This window comes from Hyphomonas sp., assembly GCF_041398465.1.
Taxonomy (GTDB): Bacteria; Pseudomonadota; Alphaproteobacteria; order Caulobacterales; family Hyphomonadaceae; genus Hyphomonas.
On sequence record NZ_JAWKUS010000004.1, the window covers coordinates 289308 to 305487 of the forward strand.

A 16180-nucleotide genomic window follows, 5' to 3' on the forward strand; every position below is an offset into this window, starting at 1 on the left:
GATGACCGGGACGATCAGGCCATACTCATCGATCCAGACGCGAGTATGTTCGTTGCGCGTTGGTCTGCCTCCCGAAAAGTGGTCCGTTATTTGAGTTAGTTCCGGCTTCAGATATGGAGCTGAGACATGGGCAAGAGAGCCAAGCCTGAAGAGATTATTGCGAAACTGCGGGAGGTGGAGGTTCGCCTCGCTCGCGGTGAAACTGCAGCTTCGGCGGCGCGCGCCGTCGGTGTGACCGAACAGACCTACTACCGCTGGCGCAAAGAGTATGGCGGCCTGCAGGTCGACCAAGCCAAGCGCATGAAAGATATGGAGAAGGAAAACGCCCGGCTTCGGCGCGCAGTCTCTGATCTCACGCTGGACAACCAGATCCTTCAGGAAGTCGTGCGGGGAAAGTTCTAAGCCCTTCGCGTCGTCGTGCTGCAGTCGATCACGTGGTGGAAGAGCTTGGCGTCTCCGAACGCCGGGCTTGCCGTGTGATCGGCCAGCACCGTTCGACCCAGCGCAAGCAGCCCATACGGCGAGATGATGAGGACGCCCTGACATCGGCGATTATCCGCCTGGCCGAACGGTTCGGCCGGTATGGCTATCGCCGGATCACGGCGCTCCTCAGAAATGATGGCTGGCATGTGAACGAGAAGCGGGTTTACCGCATCTGGCGACGGGAGGGGCTGAAAGTGCCGATGAAACAACCAAAACGCGGTCGTCTCTGGCTGAATGATGGCTCGTGTGTGCGGCTGAGGCCGGCGCACAAAGGCCATGTCTGGTCCTATGACTTCGTGCAGGACCGCACCCATGATGGACGTGTGTTCCGCATGCTGTGTGTGGTCGACGAGTTTACACGGGAGTGCCTCGCCATCCGAGTCGAGCGAAAGCTGAACTCACGGGATGTCCTCGACACGCTGGGTGAGCTGTTCGTTCGGCATGGGCCGCCGGAACACATACGCTCTGACAATGGCCCTGAGTTCATTGCAACAGCCCTCCGTGACTGGCTGGCACGTATCGGCGTGAAGACGCTCTATATCGAACCGGGAAGCCCATGGGAAAACGGATACTGCGAAAGTTTCAACTCCAAGCTCCGGGACGAGTTGCTGGCGAGGGAAATCTTCTTCGATCTCAGGGAGGCCCAGATCCTGATCGAAACCTGGCGGCGGCACTACAACACCGCGCGCCCGCACTCTTCTCTGGGCTACCGGCCACCCGCTCCACAAACCATCTTGCCCGCGGCGTTCATACCGCCTTACTGTGAGGAGGTAGCGGCATGAACGCCGCTACGTGAAAACCGCCGGACTAACAAAACCGGTGGACCACCCCTGTGGGGCAGAGCAGTGTTCGAGAGTTCTTTGGACTTGCCTGTGCTCAGATCCACACGATAGGGCGCGTAGGTCAGCTGACCGGCGGTGTTGATATGAGACCCGGTCGTTCGTCCATCATTATCGTAATACACGAGGGACATGAGGATGTGATCAGGATCGTCCTGCAGGAGGGAGGCGATTCTTGTGGCATCGAGCAAGCCCCGAACGTCGCTGAGGAGAAACGCAAAATTGCCGTCCTCGACCCGGTAGGAGACGAGCCGGTCGACGCGCTCCTGACTCGCGTTCCGGCCGCGTTTGACAAGGGGGAAGAGATTGATCCTGTAGATGAGGTACTTGTCGCTCGCCCAGAACAGATCGGTGATCCTGGTTCCCTCAGTTGGCAGAATAATCTGTGGATCGCCGGGCGATGAGAGATCGTGGATACAGATTGCCTTCACACCGGTCGGGCTGCATCCCAAAGCGAGCCTGGACCCGTCAGGTGAAATTTCCGCCGCCCATGTGTCCTCGATTGTTCCGTAATTGAGAACGATGTCGGGTGCTGCGCTGGCGATACCAGCGGATGACAGCGCAAGAACGACAAGTGCCTGGAATGCTTTGAACATAGATAATCCTGTTTTGGCGGGCGCGACAGGCCCGCTTCCTCCTCATCCAATGGTAGGAACGCATTCGTTCCTTTACGGGGAAAACTCGTCAAGGTTGAAAGGTCAGCATCGGTTCTCTGATTGACGAGTGACCCGGGCGACTTGTTTACAGCCAAGAGAATATGTCCGATTTGCGCCGCGTAGCGCCATCAGCCGGTTGGTGCGGTCGCTTTCCTGGCACTGATGTGACCGGATGCCGCGAGGTGAGACTTCGCGCTCCGTTGCGTGCGGTCCGGAAGCCGCGCAGAGTACTTCCAGAGATCAAAGGCAACAGAGGAAACGGACCATGACCGAGCTGAATACCGAGCTTTTCAACCTGACCATGTCGGAGAAGGCGAAGCCGCTTTTCGAGCGGGTGAAAAAGCACCTCGAAGAAAATGTCGCCCCTTGGCAGGAGGAATTCGAAGCGCTGAACAAGGAAAAGGAAGACCGCTGGACCTGGCACCCGCGCCAGCTGGAGCTGCTGGATGCAGCCAAGGCGAAAGCGCGCGAGGCGGGCCTGTGGAACTTCTTCCTGCCGGATGCCGAAACAGGCGAGGGCCTCAGCAATCTCGACTATGCCTATATCGCGGCGGAGCTGGGCAAGTATCCGCAAGGCTCGGAAACGCTGAACTGCTCGGCACCGGACACCGGCAATATGGAAGTGCTGGAACGGGTCGGCACGCCGGCACAGAAGGAGAAATGGCTGAAGCCGCTCCTGAATGGCGAAATCCGTTCGGCCTATGTGATGACCGAACCGAATGTGGCCTCGTCGGACGCCAAGAACATTTCCACCACCGCCGTTCTGGATGGCGATGAGTGGGTCATCAATGGCGAGAAATTCTACATCTCCGGCGCCGGGGACCCGCGGTGCAAGATCATGATCGTGATGGTCAAGACCGACCCGAACGCCGAAGCCTCCAAACAGCAATCCCAGATCCTCGTGCCGATGGACACGCCCGGCGTGGAAATCCTGGGCGGGATGGAAGTGATGGGTGAAGACCACGCCCCGCGCGGCCACATGCATATGCGCTTCAACAATGTTCGTGTACCGAAAGAAAACGTCTTGCTCGGCGTCGGGCGCGGCTTCGAGATTTCGCAGGTCCGCCTCGGACCCGGCCGGATCCACCACTGCATGCGTTCCATCGGCAAGGCAGAGATCGCGCTGGAGCTGATGATCAAGCGGGCCGCCACCCGTACGGCCTTCGGCAAGCCGATCGCCAAGCTGGGCAAGAACCTCGAAGTGATCTCGCGCGCCCGCATCGAGATCAATGCCATGCGACTTGCCGTGCTGCAGGCGGCCAAGGCCATGGACGTGCTCGGCAACAAGGAAGCCCGCGTCTATGTCAGCGCGGTGAAAGCGATGGTACCGGAGAAAGTCTGTGTGATCATCGACCAGGCCATGCAGATGCACGGCGCAGCCGGCATGTCGCAATGGTTCCCGCTGGCCGGTATGTATGCCGACATGCGCCACCTGCGTTATGCCGATGGCCCGGACGAAGTGCACCACATGGTGGTCGGCCGCGCCGAAGTGCAGAAGCACGGCCTCTGGTAAGCGGAACAATTTCCGGCATCGGGGCGTGGTGTCCCAATGCCGGAAGTGCCTTCGACGCTAAGGGATCGGGATCCCTGCCGCCTCAAACAGTGCCTGCCTGCGCGCTAGGCTTTCCGGAGACCAGGTTTCTTCATAGTTATAGTAGATGTCGACGGCTCTTGCGCCTTCGGGGAGGCGGACCCAGGGTTGCTTTGAGCACGTAAAGATATGTACATCTGGCGGCATCTGGTCCGGGTTGTCCAATGTTCCGACACGGATGAAACGGATACGGTCTCTGAGGCCAGACATCTCGTAGTTGCTCCAGACGGCGATCTCGCATTCCGGGCAGCGGGCGATGGTCTGGCCCCTGCCGCTTGGAGAGGCGACGACGATCTCATCGACATCTCCTTGAAGCAACTCAACCCGTTCTGCCTCAATCAGGGCGTTCAGGGCAAACGCTGTGCCCGTCTGCCGCTGACACCAGCGACAATGGCAACAATGGACAATCATGGGATCCGACAAGACCCGGTATCTGACATGTCCACACGTGCAGCCTCCTTCAGCTGCCTGGTTATGTTGGGTCATCGGTCGCCTTTCTGTTCCCACTAAAAATCCTCTGGCCGGTTGCGACTATACGTTGACGATGTCGCTTTTAAGCGCGTCGAGAAACGCCATCACTTCACCATCTTCCGGCGCGCCAACGCCCAGTTCACCAGCAACGCCAGTGACAATCTCGATGAACCGTTTCCAGTCTGACTCGGAAATTCCCATGCCGGCATGTGCCTGCAACATCTGACGTCCCGTATAGTACATTTGTCCACCGGTTTCCCGAACCAGGTAATCGATCAGCAATTGCAGTTCACGGGCGATCCGATCGTCTCCCCGGTTGGCCCAGAAGCGGCCCAACTGGTCGTCGGACTTTGCCTGATCGACGAGCCTTGATGCGAACATTGCGATGGCATCATAGCCGCCAAGGCGGTCGTATAGCGATACGGTCATTCTCTCGGTCTCCTTCTTTCCAACAAGATTCAGAACGAAGTCCCGGCTTTCTGATGTTGGAGTGTTTCATGATTTCCGGTTGCCAACTGGGTCTCATTCGCAGACGATTTTGAGGACTCGGAAAAATTCGACAACGCTTGTGCAAAAATGCACCGGCGAGGGAGGCGCCAGATGCAATGGGACGATGCACGAATGTTTTTGGCCTTCGCTCGCGAAGGTTCTTTCAGTACCGCAGCCAAGCGGCTGGGCGTGCAACATTCCACCGTATCCCGTCGTATCCACGCACTTGAGAAGGATCTTGCAACACCCCTGATCGAGCGCAGCGCAACGGGCTATGTTCTAACCAGGGCGGGTGAGGACCTGAAAGAGTCAGCCCTCCGGATTGAACGTGAGCTGATGTCGTTTGAATCGACGAGTTCCGGACAAAATGACGATCCGTCGGGAGAGCTTCGGGTTACAGCGATCGCAAATATGGCCTCAACAGTGCTGATGCCACTCTTTGCAGATTTCAGTATGACTTATCCGAACATCGACCTGCGGGTAGAAGTCACCAATGATTCCGTGCGTCTCGCCGATCGGGATGCGGATGTCGCCCTTCGGCAAACCAACGTCCCCAGCGAGACTCTGATCGGAACTCGCCTGACGACCGTCGCTTCTGCCGTATATGGCTCGACTGACTATTGCGCGGCGCTCAAGGCAGGTGAGGTTTCGGAAAAGTGGATCGGTGTGGATTGCTGCGACTATCATAGAACCTGGACGGCGCAGGCCAGGCCGCAGGCTGATCATTCCTTCTGTGTCGATGAGACGTCATTGACTGCTGCTGCCCTTCGAGAGGGGCTCGGCGTTGGCTACCTGCCGTGCTTCATGGGGGATGCCGATCCAGCGCTCACCCGGTTTCGGGAACCCCAACAGGAACATGAGCTGGGACTTTGGCTCCTGTACCACCGGGATTTGCGCAACACCAAGCGAGTGCTTCTCTTCCGACAGTTCATGCAAAGCCGGATAGAGAAGATCAGGCCCCTTTTTGAAGGCTCGACCCCAGATTCCACTTTGTCTTAGCGGGACGTGCCTATACGCATCAATGGAACCGCTCATCCTTCGAGGCTGGTTTTACCTCTGCGCGGGCCGCTTCGCCGTCCGGGCCGATGATCCAGCCGGGATAGACTTCGGCAAATGTCTTGAAGATGTCCGCCAGCGGAAGGTCCAGATAGGTCCCGCGCTCGCGGACATATTCCATGTGCCTCCGGCCGGACTGGTCGAAGGGGTGCATGAGCGCGCCTTCCACCGGATCGAACTCCAGCGCCTTCACGCCGAACCGGTCGCAAAGCTCCTTGTTGAACGCGGTGGACAGTTTCACCCACCGGCCGTTCAGCCAGAGTTCGCTGTATCCGTGCCAGGCGAAGAGGTCGGTTCCCATCGTCTCGGTGAGTTTCTCGCTGGTCAGGTGATTGCGCACATCGGCAAAGCCAAGGCGGGCCGGAATGCCGGAGGCGCGGGCCAGCGCCGTCAGGACAATCGATTTCGGCACGCACCAGGTTGCGGAGTCATTGAGGATGTTGCTTGCCTTGAACGCCTCACGCTCGGTGGCGAGATTGTAGGGGTCATACCGGAAACCGTCGCGGACAGCGTAGAAGAGGCGCTCTGCGGTTTGCACATCATCCTCGCTGCCATCGGCGATGGCGCGGGATTTGGCGATGATGTCTTCATGATCGCTGTCGACAAAGAATGTCGCCTTCAGTGCGTCTTCCTGGTCTGACATCTCTTCCCTCCGATCCGGCATGGATATTTCCAGGCTGGATGGTAGCGCAGACGCGAGCCGGGTAAATTCTTCCCTCGCGTCATCCATGCAGGCATCAGCCTCGCTCAGTCGCTGGCTTGCCCGCGGCCACCGCACCGCCTTATAGGGTTTGGGCGGCGTCTGCGCCGCGCTGTACCATTTGGTGCGTTCAACTTTACGGTTGGGCCGGTCTGATCGGGTGAGAGCCCCGTACGGCCCAAAACAGGGACTCCCGCTCATGAAACTGCTTCGTTCATCCTCGGCTCTGATCATGGCCGCAGGCCTGCTTCTTGGCGGCTTGACGGCCTCCGCACAGGGCGCGGTGCCGGTCACGCCAATGACGCCCGACATCGTTGAAAGCTACGACCCGGTTCTGCCATCGGCAGACTTCATCCGCCGGGAAGTCATGGTGCCGATGCGCGACGGGACGAAGCTCTACACCGTGATCGTGATGAAAAAGGGCACCAAAGACGGCCCAATTCTCCTCTCCCGCACGCCCTACAACGCTTATCGCGCTGTCCACCGTGTTCCCAGCCAGCGGATCGTCGACATCCTTCCGGCGATGGACATCGAGTTTGCCGAAGATGGTTATGTCCGCGTCTACCAGGATATCCGTGGACTTAATCGATCCGAAGGCGAGTTCGTCCTGAACCGGCCGCTTTCCGGCCCGCTGAACGATACCGGCATCGACGAGGCGACGGACGCCTATGACACGATCGAATGGCTGTCGAAGAACATACCGGAGTCGAACGGCAAGGTTGGTATCATCGGCTCGTCCTACCTCGGGTTCACGGCCCTGATGGCGACGATCGACCCGCATCCGGCCCTGAAAGCCGCGGTCGCGGAGAGCCCGATGGTTGATGGCTGGATCGGCGACGACTGGTTCCACAATGGCGCCTTCCGTGTCAGTTCGCTCGACTTCGCGCTCTGGATGGCCCTCAACAAGAGCGGCGGTGGCGGCCTCGCCCTCGGTGGAGGCGACCAGTACACTCGCTATCTGGAGGCCGGTTCTGTCGCCGACTTTGCGGAAAAGGTCGGCATCTCGCATGTGCCGGGTGTCCGGAAGTTCCTCGAAAATCCTGCCTACACCGATTTCTGGTCGCTGCAGGCGGTCGACAAATTGCTGGCCGCCCGGCCGCTGACAGTCCCGACGATGATCGAACTCGGCCAGTGGGACCAGGAAGACAGTTATGGCGGGCCGGCGGCCTATCACGCGCTGGAGCCGAAGGACAAGAACAATGACATGGTCTCGCTGGTGATCGGCCCATGGCGTCACTCGGGTGCCAATCACTACGGCTATGAATTGGGTGCGCTGACGTTCAATGGCGATACCGCTTTGCAGTGGCGCATGGGCTATGTGAAGCCGTATTTCGATCACTGGCTGAAGGGCGGACCGGACCCGAAGACGCCGCCCGTCCTGACCTATGCGACCGGCATCAACGAATGGCAGGAATCGCCGCGCTGGCCGATGGGCTCGTCGAAGCCGCTGTACCTGGCGGCGGACGGCACAGCCAGCTTCGACAAACCGAAGAAGGCTGGGCATGACGATTATGTCAGCGATCCGGCGCATCCAGTGCCGTTCATTCCGCGCCCGATCGACATGAGTGACTCTTCCCAGTGGACGCCGTGGCTGGTGCATGACCAGCGCTTCGTGTCGGACCGTCCGGACGTTGTCGTCTGGGAGACCAAGCCGCTTGAAGAGGCGGTCCACATCATGGGCGCGCCGGAAGTGGAACTGTTCGCTTCGACGACCGGCACCGACAGTGACTGGGTCGTGAAACTGATCGACGTCTATCCGAACGATACACCGGAGCCAGCGCCTCAGGGCAGCAAGCCTTCCATGGCTGGCTTCGAACTGCCTGTCGGGATCGAGATCTTCCGTGGGCGGTATGTCGACGATCTGGGTAAGCCCGTTGCGCTGAAGCCGGGCGAAATCGAACATTACAAATGGTCGCTTCCAAATGTCGACCACGTGTTCCTGCCGGGGCACAAGATCATGGTGCAGGTGCAGTCGAGCCTGTTCCCGCTTTATGACCGCAACCCGCAAACCTTCGTCGACAACATCATGTATGCGAAGCCGGAAGACTACCAGAAGGCCACGCAATCGATCTGGCATGGCGGCAAATCCGCGAGCGCAGTGGTGCTGCCGGTCGTGGAGTAATCGACGGAAAATTATTGGGAGGGGCGGTCGGAATGGCCGCCCCTTTTCATTTGGGGTGAAATTAGTCGCTGCGCCCGCGCCCGCTGTTCGCTCCCGGCACAGCCGGTGAAGGAGGCTGCTTGCCTGAGCGGATCGAACTTTAAGATTGACACGTTCGGCATGGCTTCCAACCTTGTGGTCGAACTTGCGCAGACAAGGCAGGCATAGGGAGGATAAGCATGTCGGCCAGCATGGCGGATGCCAGTGAGCGGCACGCCCGGATATTCACGGATGCACACCGCGCCCATCTCGCCCGTGAGGGATGGTGTGTCGTTCCGGAAGTGATCGATGCCGCGCGGACGGAAGACGCGCTCGCACGCCTTTGGTCGGCCGCCGACGCAAGCGAGAAGCGCGGCGTCTCTACCTTCATGCCGGTGCTTGACCCCAATGCGAGCAATGTCCGCGTTTTCTTCCTTCTGGAACTCGACGAAATATTCCGTGAGCTGATCCGGAATTCCGATGCGCTGGAAATGGTGGAGGCGGTGCTGGGCCCGGACTTCATGATTTCCAACTTCACGGCCAATATTGCGCAGCCGGGGTCGAAATCCATGGCGCTTCACTCCGACCAGTCCATCGTTGTGCCGGAACCTTGGGTGCAGCCATGGTCGGTCAATATCATCTGGTGCCTGACGGATGTAACACCTGAGAACGGTGCGACCCTGTTCATTCCCGGCAGCCACAAATGGACCAGCCGGAAGGACGTGCCACCGGATGCCGACAAGATGCTGCAGCCCTTCGAGGCGAAAGCGGGCTCTGTCGTCGTGATGGATGGGCGCCTGTGGCATACATCCGGCGCGAACGTGACGCAGGATCAGGACAGGGCCTTGTTGTTTGGCTACTATTCCGCGCCGTTCCTGCGCCCGCAGGTCAACTGGAACGCGTGCCTTTCGGAAAAGGTGCAGGCCTCGCTCGGCCCGGAAATGCGCAACTGGCTGGGCCTCGATATTACGGCAAACACAAGCCTTGCGGCGGATATGCGTTATCTGGAAGACCAGTTTGCGAGCGGTGCTAACGAAGCCTGAGGGTCAGCCTAGTAGGCCCGGCTGACGCAGAAGTCTGCGAGATCGATCAAGGCGTCGCGATAGGGCGAATCCGGCAGTTTGCGCAGTGCCCCCTTGGCCATGGCTGCGTAAGCCTCCGCTTCTTGAACGGTGGCCTCGGCGGCGCCGGTGGCGCGTATCAGGTGTACGGCGTGGGCAAGGTCTGCATCTTCCTGGGTGTCCGGGTTCATCGCCCGTTCCCAGAAGGCGCGGTCTTCGTCAGAGCCACGGCGCTTCGCGATGATCACCGGCAGGGTGATCTTGCACTCGCGGAAATCGTCGCCGACGGACTTGCCGATAACAGAGGTCGTGCCGCCATAGTCCAGGACATCGTCGATGATCTGGAAGGCGAGGCCGAGATTCTTGCCATAGGTCGCGAAAGCGTGGGCGTGCTCGTCACCGCCAGCCGACATGGCGCCGGTTTCAGCGGCGGCTTCGAACAGGGCGCCGGTCTTGGCCTCGACAATTGCGAGGTATTCTTCGGTCGGCAGGTCGCGGGCGTTCATCGCTGCCAGCTGACGCACTTCGCCTTCGGCAATCGTTGTGGAGGCCGTGGCCAGCTTGTCCAGGATATCCAGGCTGCGGGTCTCGACCAGCAGGTTGAAGGCGCGGGCGAACAGGAAGTCGCCCACCAGGATGGAGGCGCTGTTGCCCCAGATCGCCTTGGCGGCGGGCTTGCCCCGGCGCAGGTCGCTCTCGTCCACAACGTCATCGTGCAGCAGCGTCGCGGTGTGGATGAATTCCACAGCGGCGGCCAGCACATGCGTGGCATTGTTGGGTTTGCCCACGGCGTGGGCGGCCATCAGGGTCAGCATCGGGCGCAGGCGCTTGCCGCCTGCCGAGACGATGTAACCCGACAGATCCGGAATGACGGCTACGGGACTGGCCGCGCGGTCAGCGAGGATCTTCTCGACCTCGGCCAGGTCATCGGCCACCAGTGCCTGCATACGGTCCACCACCGAGCCGGAGGCAGCCTTGCCTTTCGGTTTGGGGGACAGGGTCAAACGGAGCACTCCGGAATAGTCGCAGACAGGTGCAATTAGGCTTAAGCGAGCGGGGAGGCAAGAACGACGTGGCACCGGGCCGCAGCAGCACCTGCACAAATTGCCGTGATTACGGAAAGGCTGGCGGACCGGCAGGCTTGCAGGTTAGATTGTGGGCATGAAGCGTCTCCTCATGTGTTCCGCGATCGTGCTGGTGGCAGCCTGCGCCAGTACGCCCGCCTACGGGCCCGCCGCCAGATCCGGCGCGATGGGCTATGAATCCCTGCAGATCGAGAATGACCGGTTCCAGGTCTCCTACACCGACACGGACGCCGCGAAGGCCCGTGACCGGGCGCTGCTGCGCGCCGCAGAGATCACGCTGGAGCAGGGCAAGGAATGGTTCGAGGTGACCAGCTCCTACTCGTCCGACGAATCGACACGGGATGGCGGCAGCCGCACTTCGGTCAGCATTGGCGGATCGACCGGTTCCTATGGACGCTCCAGCGTCGGTGTGGGTGTCGGGATCGGCTTTCCGCTGGGCGGCACCAGCAGTGGCGGCAAGGTGACGGAAGTGCTGGAGATCAAGGTCGGATCCGGCGAAAAGCCCGAAAGCGGCAACGTCTATGACGCCCGGTCCGTGGACATAAACCTCCGGGGCTCTGCGACTTCCTGATGGAAGAGGTTTTCAGGACCAACGACCTGATCAAGCTGAGCTATGTGGAGCATTTGCTGCAGGAAGCGGGCATCGACTATTTCGTGGCCGACCAGCACATCTCCGCTGTTGAGGGCAATATCGGCGCCTTTCCGCGCCGGGTGATGGTGCAGGAAGCGGTGAAAGAACACGCGCTGGCGGCGCTGGCCGGGGTCGAGAAGGGATGACGACCGAGGACACGGTCTATCAGGGCAGAGTGCACCTGGTTCAGCCGGAGCAGGGCTTCCGGGCGGGCACGGATTCGCTGCTGCTGGCCGCCGCGCTGTCCTGCCGACCGGGCGGGGAAGCGCTGGAAATCGGCTGCGGATGCGGCGGGGCGCTGTTGCCCGCAGCGTATCGTATGGACGACGTACGCATGACCGGGCTGGACCTCGACATGACTATAACGGACCTCGCCCGCACTGGCGCCGACCGTAACGGATTTGCCGGACGGGTGACCGTGGAGACCGGTGAAGCCTCCGAATGGGTCCGCGCCCATGAGAACCGGTTCGACCTCGTTTTCGCCAACCCGCCTTACTTTGAACCCGGCCGCATCTCCGCGCCGGGCGAGGGCAAGGCGGACGCTTATATCGAGACGCTGGACCTTGCCGGCTGGATCAAGGCGATGGCGTTTGCTGCCAAGCCCCGGGCCCCGCTGGTCATGATCCACCGCGCAGCTGAGCTGGCCCGGATCCTCACCACATTCGACCGCCAGACCGGTGAGATCACCGTCCTGCCGATCGCGTCGAAGCCGGGCGAGGAGGCGCGGCGGGTGCTGGTGCGCGGGCGAAAGGGGCTGAAACGCGGGCCGGTCCGCCTGCTGGCGCCGCTGGTCACCCATCTGCCGGATGGATCAGCCAGCCCGGCGCTGGAAGCCATCCGCCGGGGCGAACCTATCGACTGGTAGGGCCCTGTTCTGACTTGTGCTATCGTATTGCGGCCCCATCTCAGTTCGGAGGGGGCAGGAAAAGGAGCCCTTAAGTGTTTGGCGTCTTGTTCTGGAGTTTCCTGGTCATTGGCCTGATCGTTGCGGCGCTCGGCTTTGGCAGCATGTATCGTCGCCGGGACGACCGCGACGGGCCTAACTGAGGAGACAAGATTTGTTCGCCGCCCTGTTCTGGCTGTTCCTGCTGACCGGTATTTTCGTTGCCATGATGGGCCATTCCGGTTTTTACCGCCTCGTCACCGGCCGGGACGGCGGCTCCATGGACCATCCCGACTCCCGGGGCAGTTTCTGAAAGCACGCCCGCGCTTGCGCCTCTGCGCCAGCAAGGCTAGTCCGGCAGGGAAATTTTCCAACGGAACAGACCCATGTCCGCACCCATGTCCGTCCCTCGGGCCGAAGCAAAACCGAAATCCTTTCAGGACCTGATCCTGACGCTCCAGAATTACTGGGCAGAGCAGGGCTGTGCTGTGTTGCAGCCTTACGACATGGAAGTCGGTGCCGGGACACTGCACCCGGCCACTGTGCTGCGCGCGCTGGGGCCCAAGAACTGGCGGGCGGCCTATGTCCAGCCGTCGCGCCGCCCGAAGGATGCGCGCTATGGCGAGAACCCGAACCGGCTCGGCCACTACTACCAGTTCCAGGTCATCCTGAAGCCGAATCCGGACAACCTTCAGGACCTCTACCTGACCAGCCTCTACAAGATCGGCATCGACCCGACCGTTCACGACATCCGGTTTGTCGAGGATGACTGGGAAAACCCGACCGTCGGCGCCTGGGGCCTTGGTTGGGAAGTCTGGTGCGACGGGATGGAAGTCAGCCAGTACACCTATTTCCAGCAGGTCGGCGGCCTCGATGTTCGCCCGGTGTCGGGTGAGCTGACCTACGGTCTTGAACGGCTCGCCATGTATGTGTTCGGCGTCGACAATGTCTACGACCTGCCGTTCAACGATCCGGACTCGGAGGTTCCGCTGACCTATGGCGACGTGTTCCTTGAGAACGAGCGCCAGCAGTCTGCTTTCAATTTTGAATTCTCCGATGTCGAAATGCTGAAGCGCTGGTTTGCCGATTGCGAGAACCAGTCGAACGCCCTGCGTGCGGCAGGCAAGCCGCTGCCGGCTTACGACTATGCGCTGAAAGCATCGCACACATTCAACCTGATCGATGCGCGCGGCGCGATCAGCCCGACCGAGCGGCAGGCCTATATCGGCCGCGTCCGCAACCTCGCCCGCGGCGCCGCCGAACAATGGGCCGAGCAGGAAGACGCACGGGCCGGGGGATGAAGGCGCCGGTCCTCTTCGCGGCACTGGCCTTGCTCGCTGCCTGCGGCGGGGAACGTGTTGCGGAGGAAGGCCCTCCGCCTCTCTACAAATACACTGCATTGAAAGAGGCCGTCACGGATGCCCGGGAAACCTTGCCCGTTTTCTGGGACGCACTTGAGTCCGGCGACCCGGCCTATTCCGATTTCGCGCTGAACGTCACGACAAGCTCTGACCGGTACACGGAAGAACATGTCTGGCTTGTCGATATCCGTCAGGTGAATGACGCGCATTATGCCGGGGCCGTTCCCGAAGATCATGAGATAAGGGACGGGCTGAAGCCCGGCGACATGATCGCCTTCCTGCCGGAACAGATCGCCGACTGGCGATTCCGGGAAGACGGAAAGTTCCGCGGCGCCTACACGACGCGGGCCATGATGAATTTGGCGCCGGACGCCAAAATCGATAACATCCGCGCCATGTTCCACGACTCGCCGGTGCCGTGAGCCCGTGCGGGATTGAAACGGCGGAGGCTGCAAATGTCCGGAGAACCTGAAATCGGCGGACGCGAACCCATCGCGGTCGAGGTGGAAGAAGGCAAGATGTACTGGTGGTGTGCCTGCGGCCGGTCGAAGAACCAGCCTTTCTGTGATGGCAGCCACAAGGGCACCGAATTCACGCCGCAGGGCTGGGAAGCGCCGAAAACCGGCAAGGTCTTCTTCTGCGCCTGCAAACGCACCGGAAAGAGCCCCCTCTGCGACGGCAGCCATAATTCACTTTGACTTGGTCCCTCGCGGGCATCGGGGTAACCTGCTTTCCCTTGGAGGGATTCAGATGTTCCGGACGATCTGCCTGCTGTTCTTCTCTGCCTGTCTGGCGCTTGGGGCGTCAGCCGGGACGAAGCGCGCCTTCATCATCGGTGTCGGTGACTACGATCAATTGCCGGACCTGCAGAAGACGACCGGCGACGCGAATGGCTATGCCGGCGTATTTCAGGACGACCTCGATTTTGAAGTCACCCGCCTGATCGACCCGACGACCATCGAATTCCTCGAAGCGCTGGACGGCTTCCTGAAGTCCATCGAGCCCGGTGATGAGGTCGCTTTCATCTATTCCGGCCATGGCTGGTCGGACGGTGCGGACAATTTCCTCGCTTTCACCGATGCGCCGCTGGAATCCTCGGAGTTCGCCCTGCGCCACCAAACGATTTCGCTGACGACAGGCGTGCTGGCGGAAATCCGCGCGCGCAAGCCCGCGCTCCTGTTGGCCATCATCGATGCCTGCCGGGACAATCCGTTCGATACGGGCACGCGGTCTGTCACGCGCGGCATGGTGCGCCAGGAGATCGTGCCGGGCACGCTGGTCGTCTATGCGGCAGGCGCGCGGCAGAAGGCGCTGGACCGGCTGGGGCCGGAGGATGCTTCTCCCTATTCGGTGTTTACCCGTTCCCTGCTGCCAAGGCTGAAGGATCCGGCCAGCCCCCTGCTGCGCAGCGTGGACGAGACCCGCGACGAGGTGACGAGCCTTGCCGGGACGATCCAGCACCAGCAGCGCCCGGCGGTCTATTCCGACGTGTCGCTCAATTACTGCTTCGCCGCCGAGTGCTCGCTGGGCGACATACTGGACCAGGAAGAGAAAGACTGGATCTACCTTTCCAGTGCCGGCTACGTGCAGATGGATGTCTGTTCCAAATACAGCAATCACCTGAAGAAATATCCGGATGGCAAGTTTGCCGCCGTCGCGAAGCGCTATCTCTCCAACCCGCCCTGCGCGATCGAGCGGCTGAAGCTGAAAGAAGCGGCCTGGTACGCCGACCTGCAGGGCCATACCGACGAGATCTATGGCCTCGACTACAGTCCGAGCGGCCGGTTCCTGGCCAGCGCCTCGGCTGACAATACGGCGCGGATCTGGGTGGTGGGCATGTCCCCGTCCGAATTCGGTGAGTTGACCGTTCTGGAGGGTCACACCGAGCCCGTCCTGTCCGTGCAGTTCAGCCCGGATGAGGAATACGTTGTCACTGCTTCGCAGGACGATACGGCCCGTATCTGGCGCGCGATCGGCGGCCCGCCGGTGCAGGTGCTGCGCGGGCATACGGGCGATGTCTCCTTCGCCGATTTCAGCCCGGATGGCGCACGCGTGGTGACGGCGTCCTATGACGGCACCGTTCGGGTGTGGGAGGTCGCGACCGGCGAAGAGGCCTTCCGGATAGACACCCATTCTGCCGCTGTACGTTCCGTTCACTTCAGCCCGCTCGGCAATCGCCTGCTGACCGCCTCGAACGACGGCACGGTGCGCCTTTTCAGCTCCAGCGATGGATCGCTGGTGCGCGCGATCGAGTCCGAACCTGGCCCGGCGACCTATGCGGAGTCGGATGCGAATGCGGACCGGGTGCTGGTCGCATCGGCAGACGGCACGGCGCGCATTTGGCGCGACAGTGGCGATCCGATCATCCTCGAAGGGCATGACGGCCCCTTGTGGAATGCGTCGTTCAGCCCGGACGGCGAAATGGTGGTCACCAGCGCCGACGACCGGTCTGCCCGGCTGTGGGACGCACGGAACGGCGCGATGCTGGCCAAAATCCAGGACCTCGGCGCCTTCGGGGCGAACTGGACGGTCTTCTCGCCGGACGGCAAGATGGTCGCCGCCGCGATGCGGGGCGCGCACCTGCAATTGTGGAAGCTGACCTTCGAGACGGAGTTCGCGCCGGAGGAAAGCACCGAACCCGCCCCCTGACCCCGGCAACCGAACTGCAGGATCAGCGCTTGACCCGTGTGCGGGCGCCTGTAAGCCGTGGCGGTCTTATCTTTCCCGAACACTG

Annotated in this window: 18 protein-coding genes; 13 read left to right on the top strand and 5 right to left on the bottom strand. The window is 61.1% G+C overall.

Annotation, left to right across the window (positions count from 1 at the left end; translation table 11 throughout):
* Positions 1-126: 126 nt before the first annotated feature.
* Positions 127-1265 (top strand): IS3 family transposase gene (locus R3C98_RS14340; protein ID WP_371312552.1). Its coding sequence is split into 2 segments (ribosomal slippage): positions 127-385 and positions 385-1265, totalling 1140 coding nucleotides; the frame shifts between segments, so codons are not numbered across the junction.
* Here the strand turns inward: R3C98_RS14340 and R3C98_RS14345 are convergent.
* Entirely contained in the window at positions 1241-1918 is a 678-nt protein-coding gene (locus R3C98_RS14345; RefSeq protein ID WP_371314749.1) for a hypothetical protein, read from the bottom strand. The genes R3C98_RS14340 and R3C98_RS14345 overlap by 25 nt on opposite strands.
* Positions 1919-2243: 325 nt before the next feature.
* Between R3C98_RS14345 and R3C98_RS14350 the strand changes: the two genes are divergently transcribed.
* Positions 2244-3491, top strand: coding sequence for an acyl-CoA dehydrogenase family protein (locus R3C98_RS14350; protein ID WP_371314750.1), 1248 nt, complete (start codon positions 2244-2246; stop codon positions 3489-3491).
* A gap of 57 nt (positions 3492-3548) precedes the next feature.
* On the opposite strand, the gene R3C98_RS14355 is transcribed toward R3C98_RS14350, so the two are convergent.
* Entirely contained in the window at positions 3549-4055 is a 507-nt protein-coding gene (locus R3C98_RS14355; protein ID WP_371314751.1) for a GFA family protein, read from the bottom strand.
* A gap of 45 nt (positions 4056-4100) precedes the next feature.
* The gene (locus R3C98_RS14360; protein WP_371314752.1) at positions 4101-4469 is read right to left on the bottom strand and encodes a group 1 truncated hemoglobin; all 369 of its coding nucleotides are present in this window, start codon (positions 4467-4469) and stop codon (positions 4101-4103) included.
* Positions 4470-4640: 171 nt separating this feature from the next.
* Between R3C98_RS14360 and R3C98_RS14365 the strand changes: the two genes are divergently transcribed.
* Positions 4641-5528, top strand: a complete 888-nt coding sequence (locus R3C98_RS14365) for a LysR family transcriptional regulator (protein WP_371314753.1) — start codon at positions 4641-4643, stop codon at positions 5526-5528.
* Between the two features lie 19 nt (positions 5529-5547).
* Here R3C98_RS14365 and R3C98_RS14370 read toward each other — a convergent pair whose 3' ends face one another.
* Positions 5548-6315 carry a transglutaminase family protein gene (locus R3C98_RS14370; protein WP_371314754.1) on the bottom strand — a complete coding sequence of 256 codons (768 nt, stop codon included), beginning with the start codon at positions 6313-6315 and terminating at the stop codon, positions 5548-5550.
* A 169-nt stretch (positions 6316-6484) separates the two neighbouring features.
* On the opposite strand from R3C98_RS14370, the gene R3C98_RS14375 reads away from it, so the two are divergent.
* Together R3C98_RS14375 and R3C98_RS14380 are read left to right on the top strand one after the other, a co-directional pair.
* Positions 6485-8407, top strand: a complete 1923-nt coding sequence (locus R3C98_RS14375; RefSeq protein WP_371314755.1) for a CocE/NonD family hydrolase — start codon at positions 6485-6487, stop codon at positions 8405-8407.
* 218 nt (positions 8408-8625) lie between these two features.
* Entirely contained in the window at positions 8626-9468 is an 843-nt protein-coding gene (locus tag R3C98_RS14380) for a phytanoyl-CoA dioxygenase family protein (RefSeq protein ID WP_371314756.1), read from the top strand.
* A gap of 8 nt (positions 9469-9476) precedes the next feature.
* Here the strand turns inward: R3C98_RS14380 and R3C98_RS14385 are convergent, their stop codons facing one another.
* Positions 9477-10433, bottom strand: a complete 957-nt coding sequence (locus R3C98_RS14385) for a polyprenyl synthetase family protein (RefSeq protein WP_371314884.1) — start codon at positions 10431-10433, stop codon at positions 9477-9479.
* A 214-nt stretch (positions 10434-10647) separates the two neighbouring features.
* Here R3C98_RS14385 and R3C98_RS14390 point away from each other — a divergent pair, with 214 nt between their 5' ends.
* From R3C98_RS14390 to R3C98_RS14425, 8 genes are all read left to right on the top strand, one after another.
* On the top strand, positions 10648-11142 hold the full coding sequence (locus tag R3C98_RS14390) for a hypothetical protein (RefSeq protein WP_371314757.1): 495 nt from the start codon (positions 10648-10650) through the stop codon (positions 11140-11142).
* Positions 11142-11348 carry a DUF2007 domain-containing protein gene (locus R3C98_RS14395; protein WP_371314758.1) on the top strand — a complete coding sequence of 69 codons (207 nt, stop codon included), beginning with the start codon at positions 11142-11144 and terminating at the stop codon, positions 11346-11348. The genes R3C98_RS14390 and R3C98_RS14395 overlap by 1 nt, the downstream gene beginning before the upstream one ends.
* A complete protein-coding gene (locus R3C98_RS14400) occupies positions 11345-12067 on the top strand; it encodes a tRNA1(Val) (adenine(37)-N6)-methyltransferase (protein WP_371314759.1) in 723 nt (240 codons plus the stop codon). The genes R3C98_RS14395 and R3C98_RS14400 overlap by 4 nt, the downstream gene beginning before the upstream one ends.
* A gap of 193 nt (positions 12068-12260) precedes the next feature.
* On the top strand, positions 12261-12398 hold the full coding sequence (locus R3C98_RS14405; protein WP_371314760.1) for a hypothetical protein: 138 nt from the start codon (positions 12261-12263) through the stop codon (positions 12396-12398).
* Between the two features lie 73 nt (positions 12399-12471).
* On the top strand, positions 12472-13386 hold the full coding sequence (locus R3C98_RS14410; protein WP_371314761.1) for a glycine--tRNA ligase subunit alpha: 915 nt from the start codon (positions 12472-12474) through the stop codon (positions 13384-13386).
* On the top strand, positions 13383-13868 hold the full coding sequence (locus R3C98_RS14415; RefSeq protein ID WP_371314762.1) for a DUF2314 domain-containing protein: 486 nt from the start codon (positions 13383-13385) through the stop codon (positions 13866-13868). The genes R3C98_RS14410 and R3C98_RS14415 overlap by 4 nt, the downstream gene beginning before the upstream one ends.
* A 33-nt stretch (positions 13869-13901) precedes the next feature.
* Positions 13902-14144, top strand: coding sequence for a CDGSH iron-sulfur domain-containing protein (locus R3C98_RS14420; protein ID WP_371314763.1), 243 nt, complete (start codon positions 13902-13904; stop codon positions 14142-14144).
* A gap of 52 nt (positions 14145-14196) precedes the next feature.
* A complete protein-coding gene (locus R3C98_RS14425; RefSeq protein ID WP_371314764.1) occupies positions 14197-16095 on the top strand; it encodes a caspase family protein in 1899 nt (632 codons plus the stop codon).
* Positions 16096-16180: the final 85 nt, after the last annotated feature.

What these genes read in the sequence shown, in the direction of transcription:
- R3C98_RS14385 (WP_371314884.1), bottom strand. Translation starts at nt 10,433, where the DNA reads ATGCAGGCACTGGTGGCCGATGACCTGGCCGAGGTCGAGAAGATCCTC.
- R3C98_RS14415 (WP_371314762.1), top strand. Translation starts at nt 13,383, where the DNA reads ATGAAGGCGCCGGTCCTCTTCGCGGCACTGGCCTTGCTCGCTGCCTGC.
- R3C98_RS14395 (WP_371314758.1), top strand. Translation starts at nt 11,142, where the DNA reads ATGGAAGAGGTTTTCAGGACCAACGACCTGATCAAGCTGAGCTATGTG.
- R3C98_RS14380 (WP_371314756.1), top strand. Translation starts at nt 8,626, where the DNA reads ATGTCGGCCAGCATGGCGGATGCCAGTGAGCGGCACGCCCGGATATTC.
- R3C98_RS14400 (WP_371314759.1), top strand. Translation starts at nt 11,345, where the DNA reads ATGACGACCGAGGACACGGTCTATCAGGGCAGAGTGCACCTGGTTCAG.
- R3C98_RS14345 (WP_371314749.1), bottom strand. Translation starts at nt 1,918, where the DNA reads ATGTTCAAAGCATTCCAGGCACTTGTCGTTCTTGCGCTGTCATCCGCT.
- R3C98_RS14350 (WP_371314750.1), top strand. Translation starts at nt 2,244, where the DNA reads ATGACCGAGCTGAATACCGAGCTTTTCAACCTGACCATGTCGGAGAAG.
- R3C98_RS14360 (WP_371314752.1), bottom strand. Translation starts at nt 4,469, where the DNA reads ATGACCGTATCGCTATACGACCGCCTTGGCGGCTATGATGCCATCGCA.
- R3C98_RS14370 (WP_371314754.1), bottom strand. Translation starts at nt 6,315, where the DNA reads ATGGATGACGCGAGGGAAGAATTTACCCGGCTCGCGTCTGCGCTACCA.
- R3C98_RS14355 (WP_371314751.1), bottom strand. Translation starts at nt 4,055, where the DNA reads ATGACCCAACATAACCAGGCAGCTGAAGGAGGCTGCACGTGTGGACAT.
- R3C98_RS14410 (WP_371314761.1), top strand. Translation starts at nt 12,472, where the DNA reads ATGTCCGCACCCATGTCCGTCCCTCGGGCCGAAGCAAAACCGAAATCC.
- R3C98_RS14420 (WP_371314763.1), top strand. Translation starts at nt 13,902, where the DNA reads ATGTCCGGAGAACCTGAAATCGGCGGACGCGAACCCATCGCGGTCGAG.
- R3C98_RS14425 (WP_371314764.1), top strand. Translation starts at nt 14,197, where the DNA reads ATGTTCCGGACGATCTGCCTGCTGTTCTTCTCTGCCTGTCTGGCGCTT.
- R3C98_RS14365 (WP_371314753.1), top strand. Translation starts at nt 4,641, where the DNA reads ATGCAATGGGACGATGCACGAATGTTTTTGGCCTTCGCTCGCGAAGGT.
- R3C98_RS14375 (WP_371314755.1), top strand. Translation starts at nt 6,485, where the DNA reads ATGAAACTGCTTCGTTCATCCTCGGCTCTGATCATGGCCGCAGGCCTG.
- R3C98_RS14390 (WP_371314757.1), top strand. Translation starts at nt 10,648, where the DNA reads ATGAAGCGTCTCCTCATGTGTTCCGCGATCGTGCTGGTGGCAGCCTGC.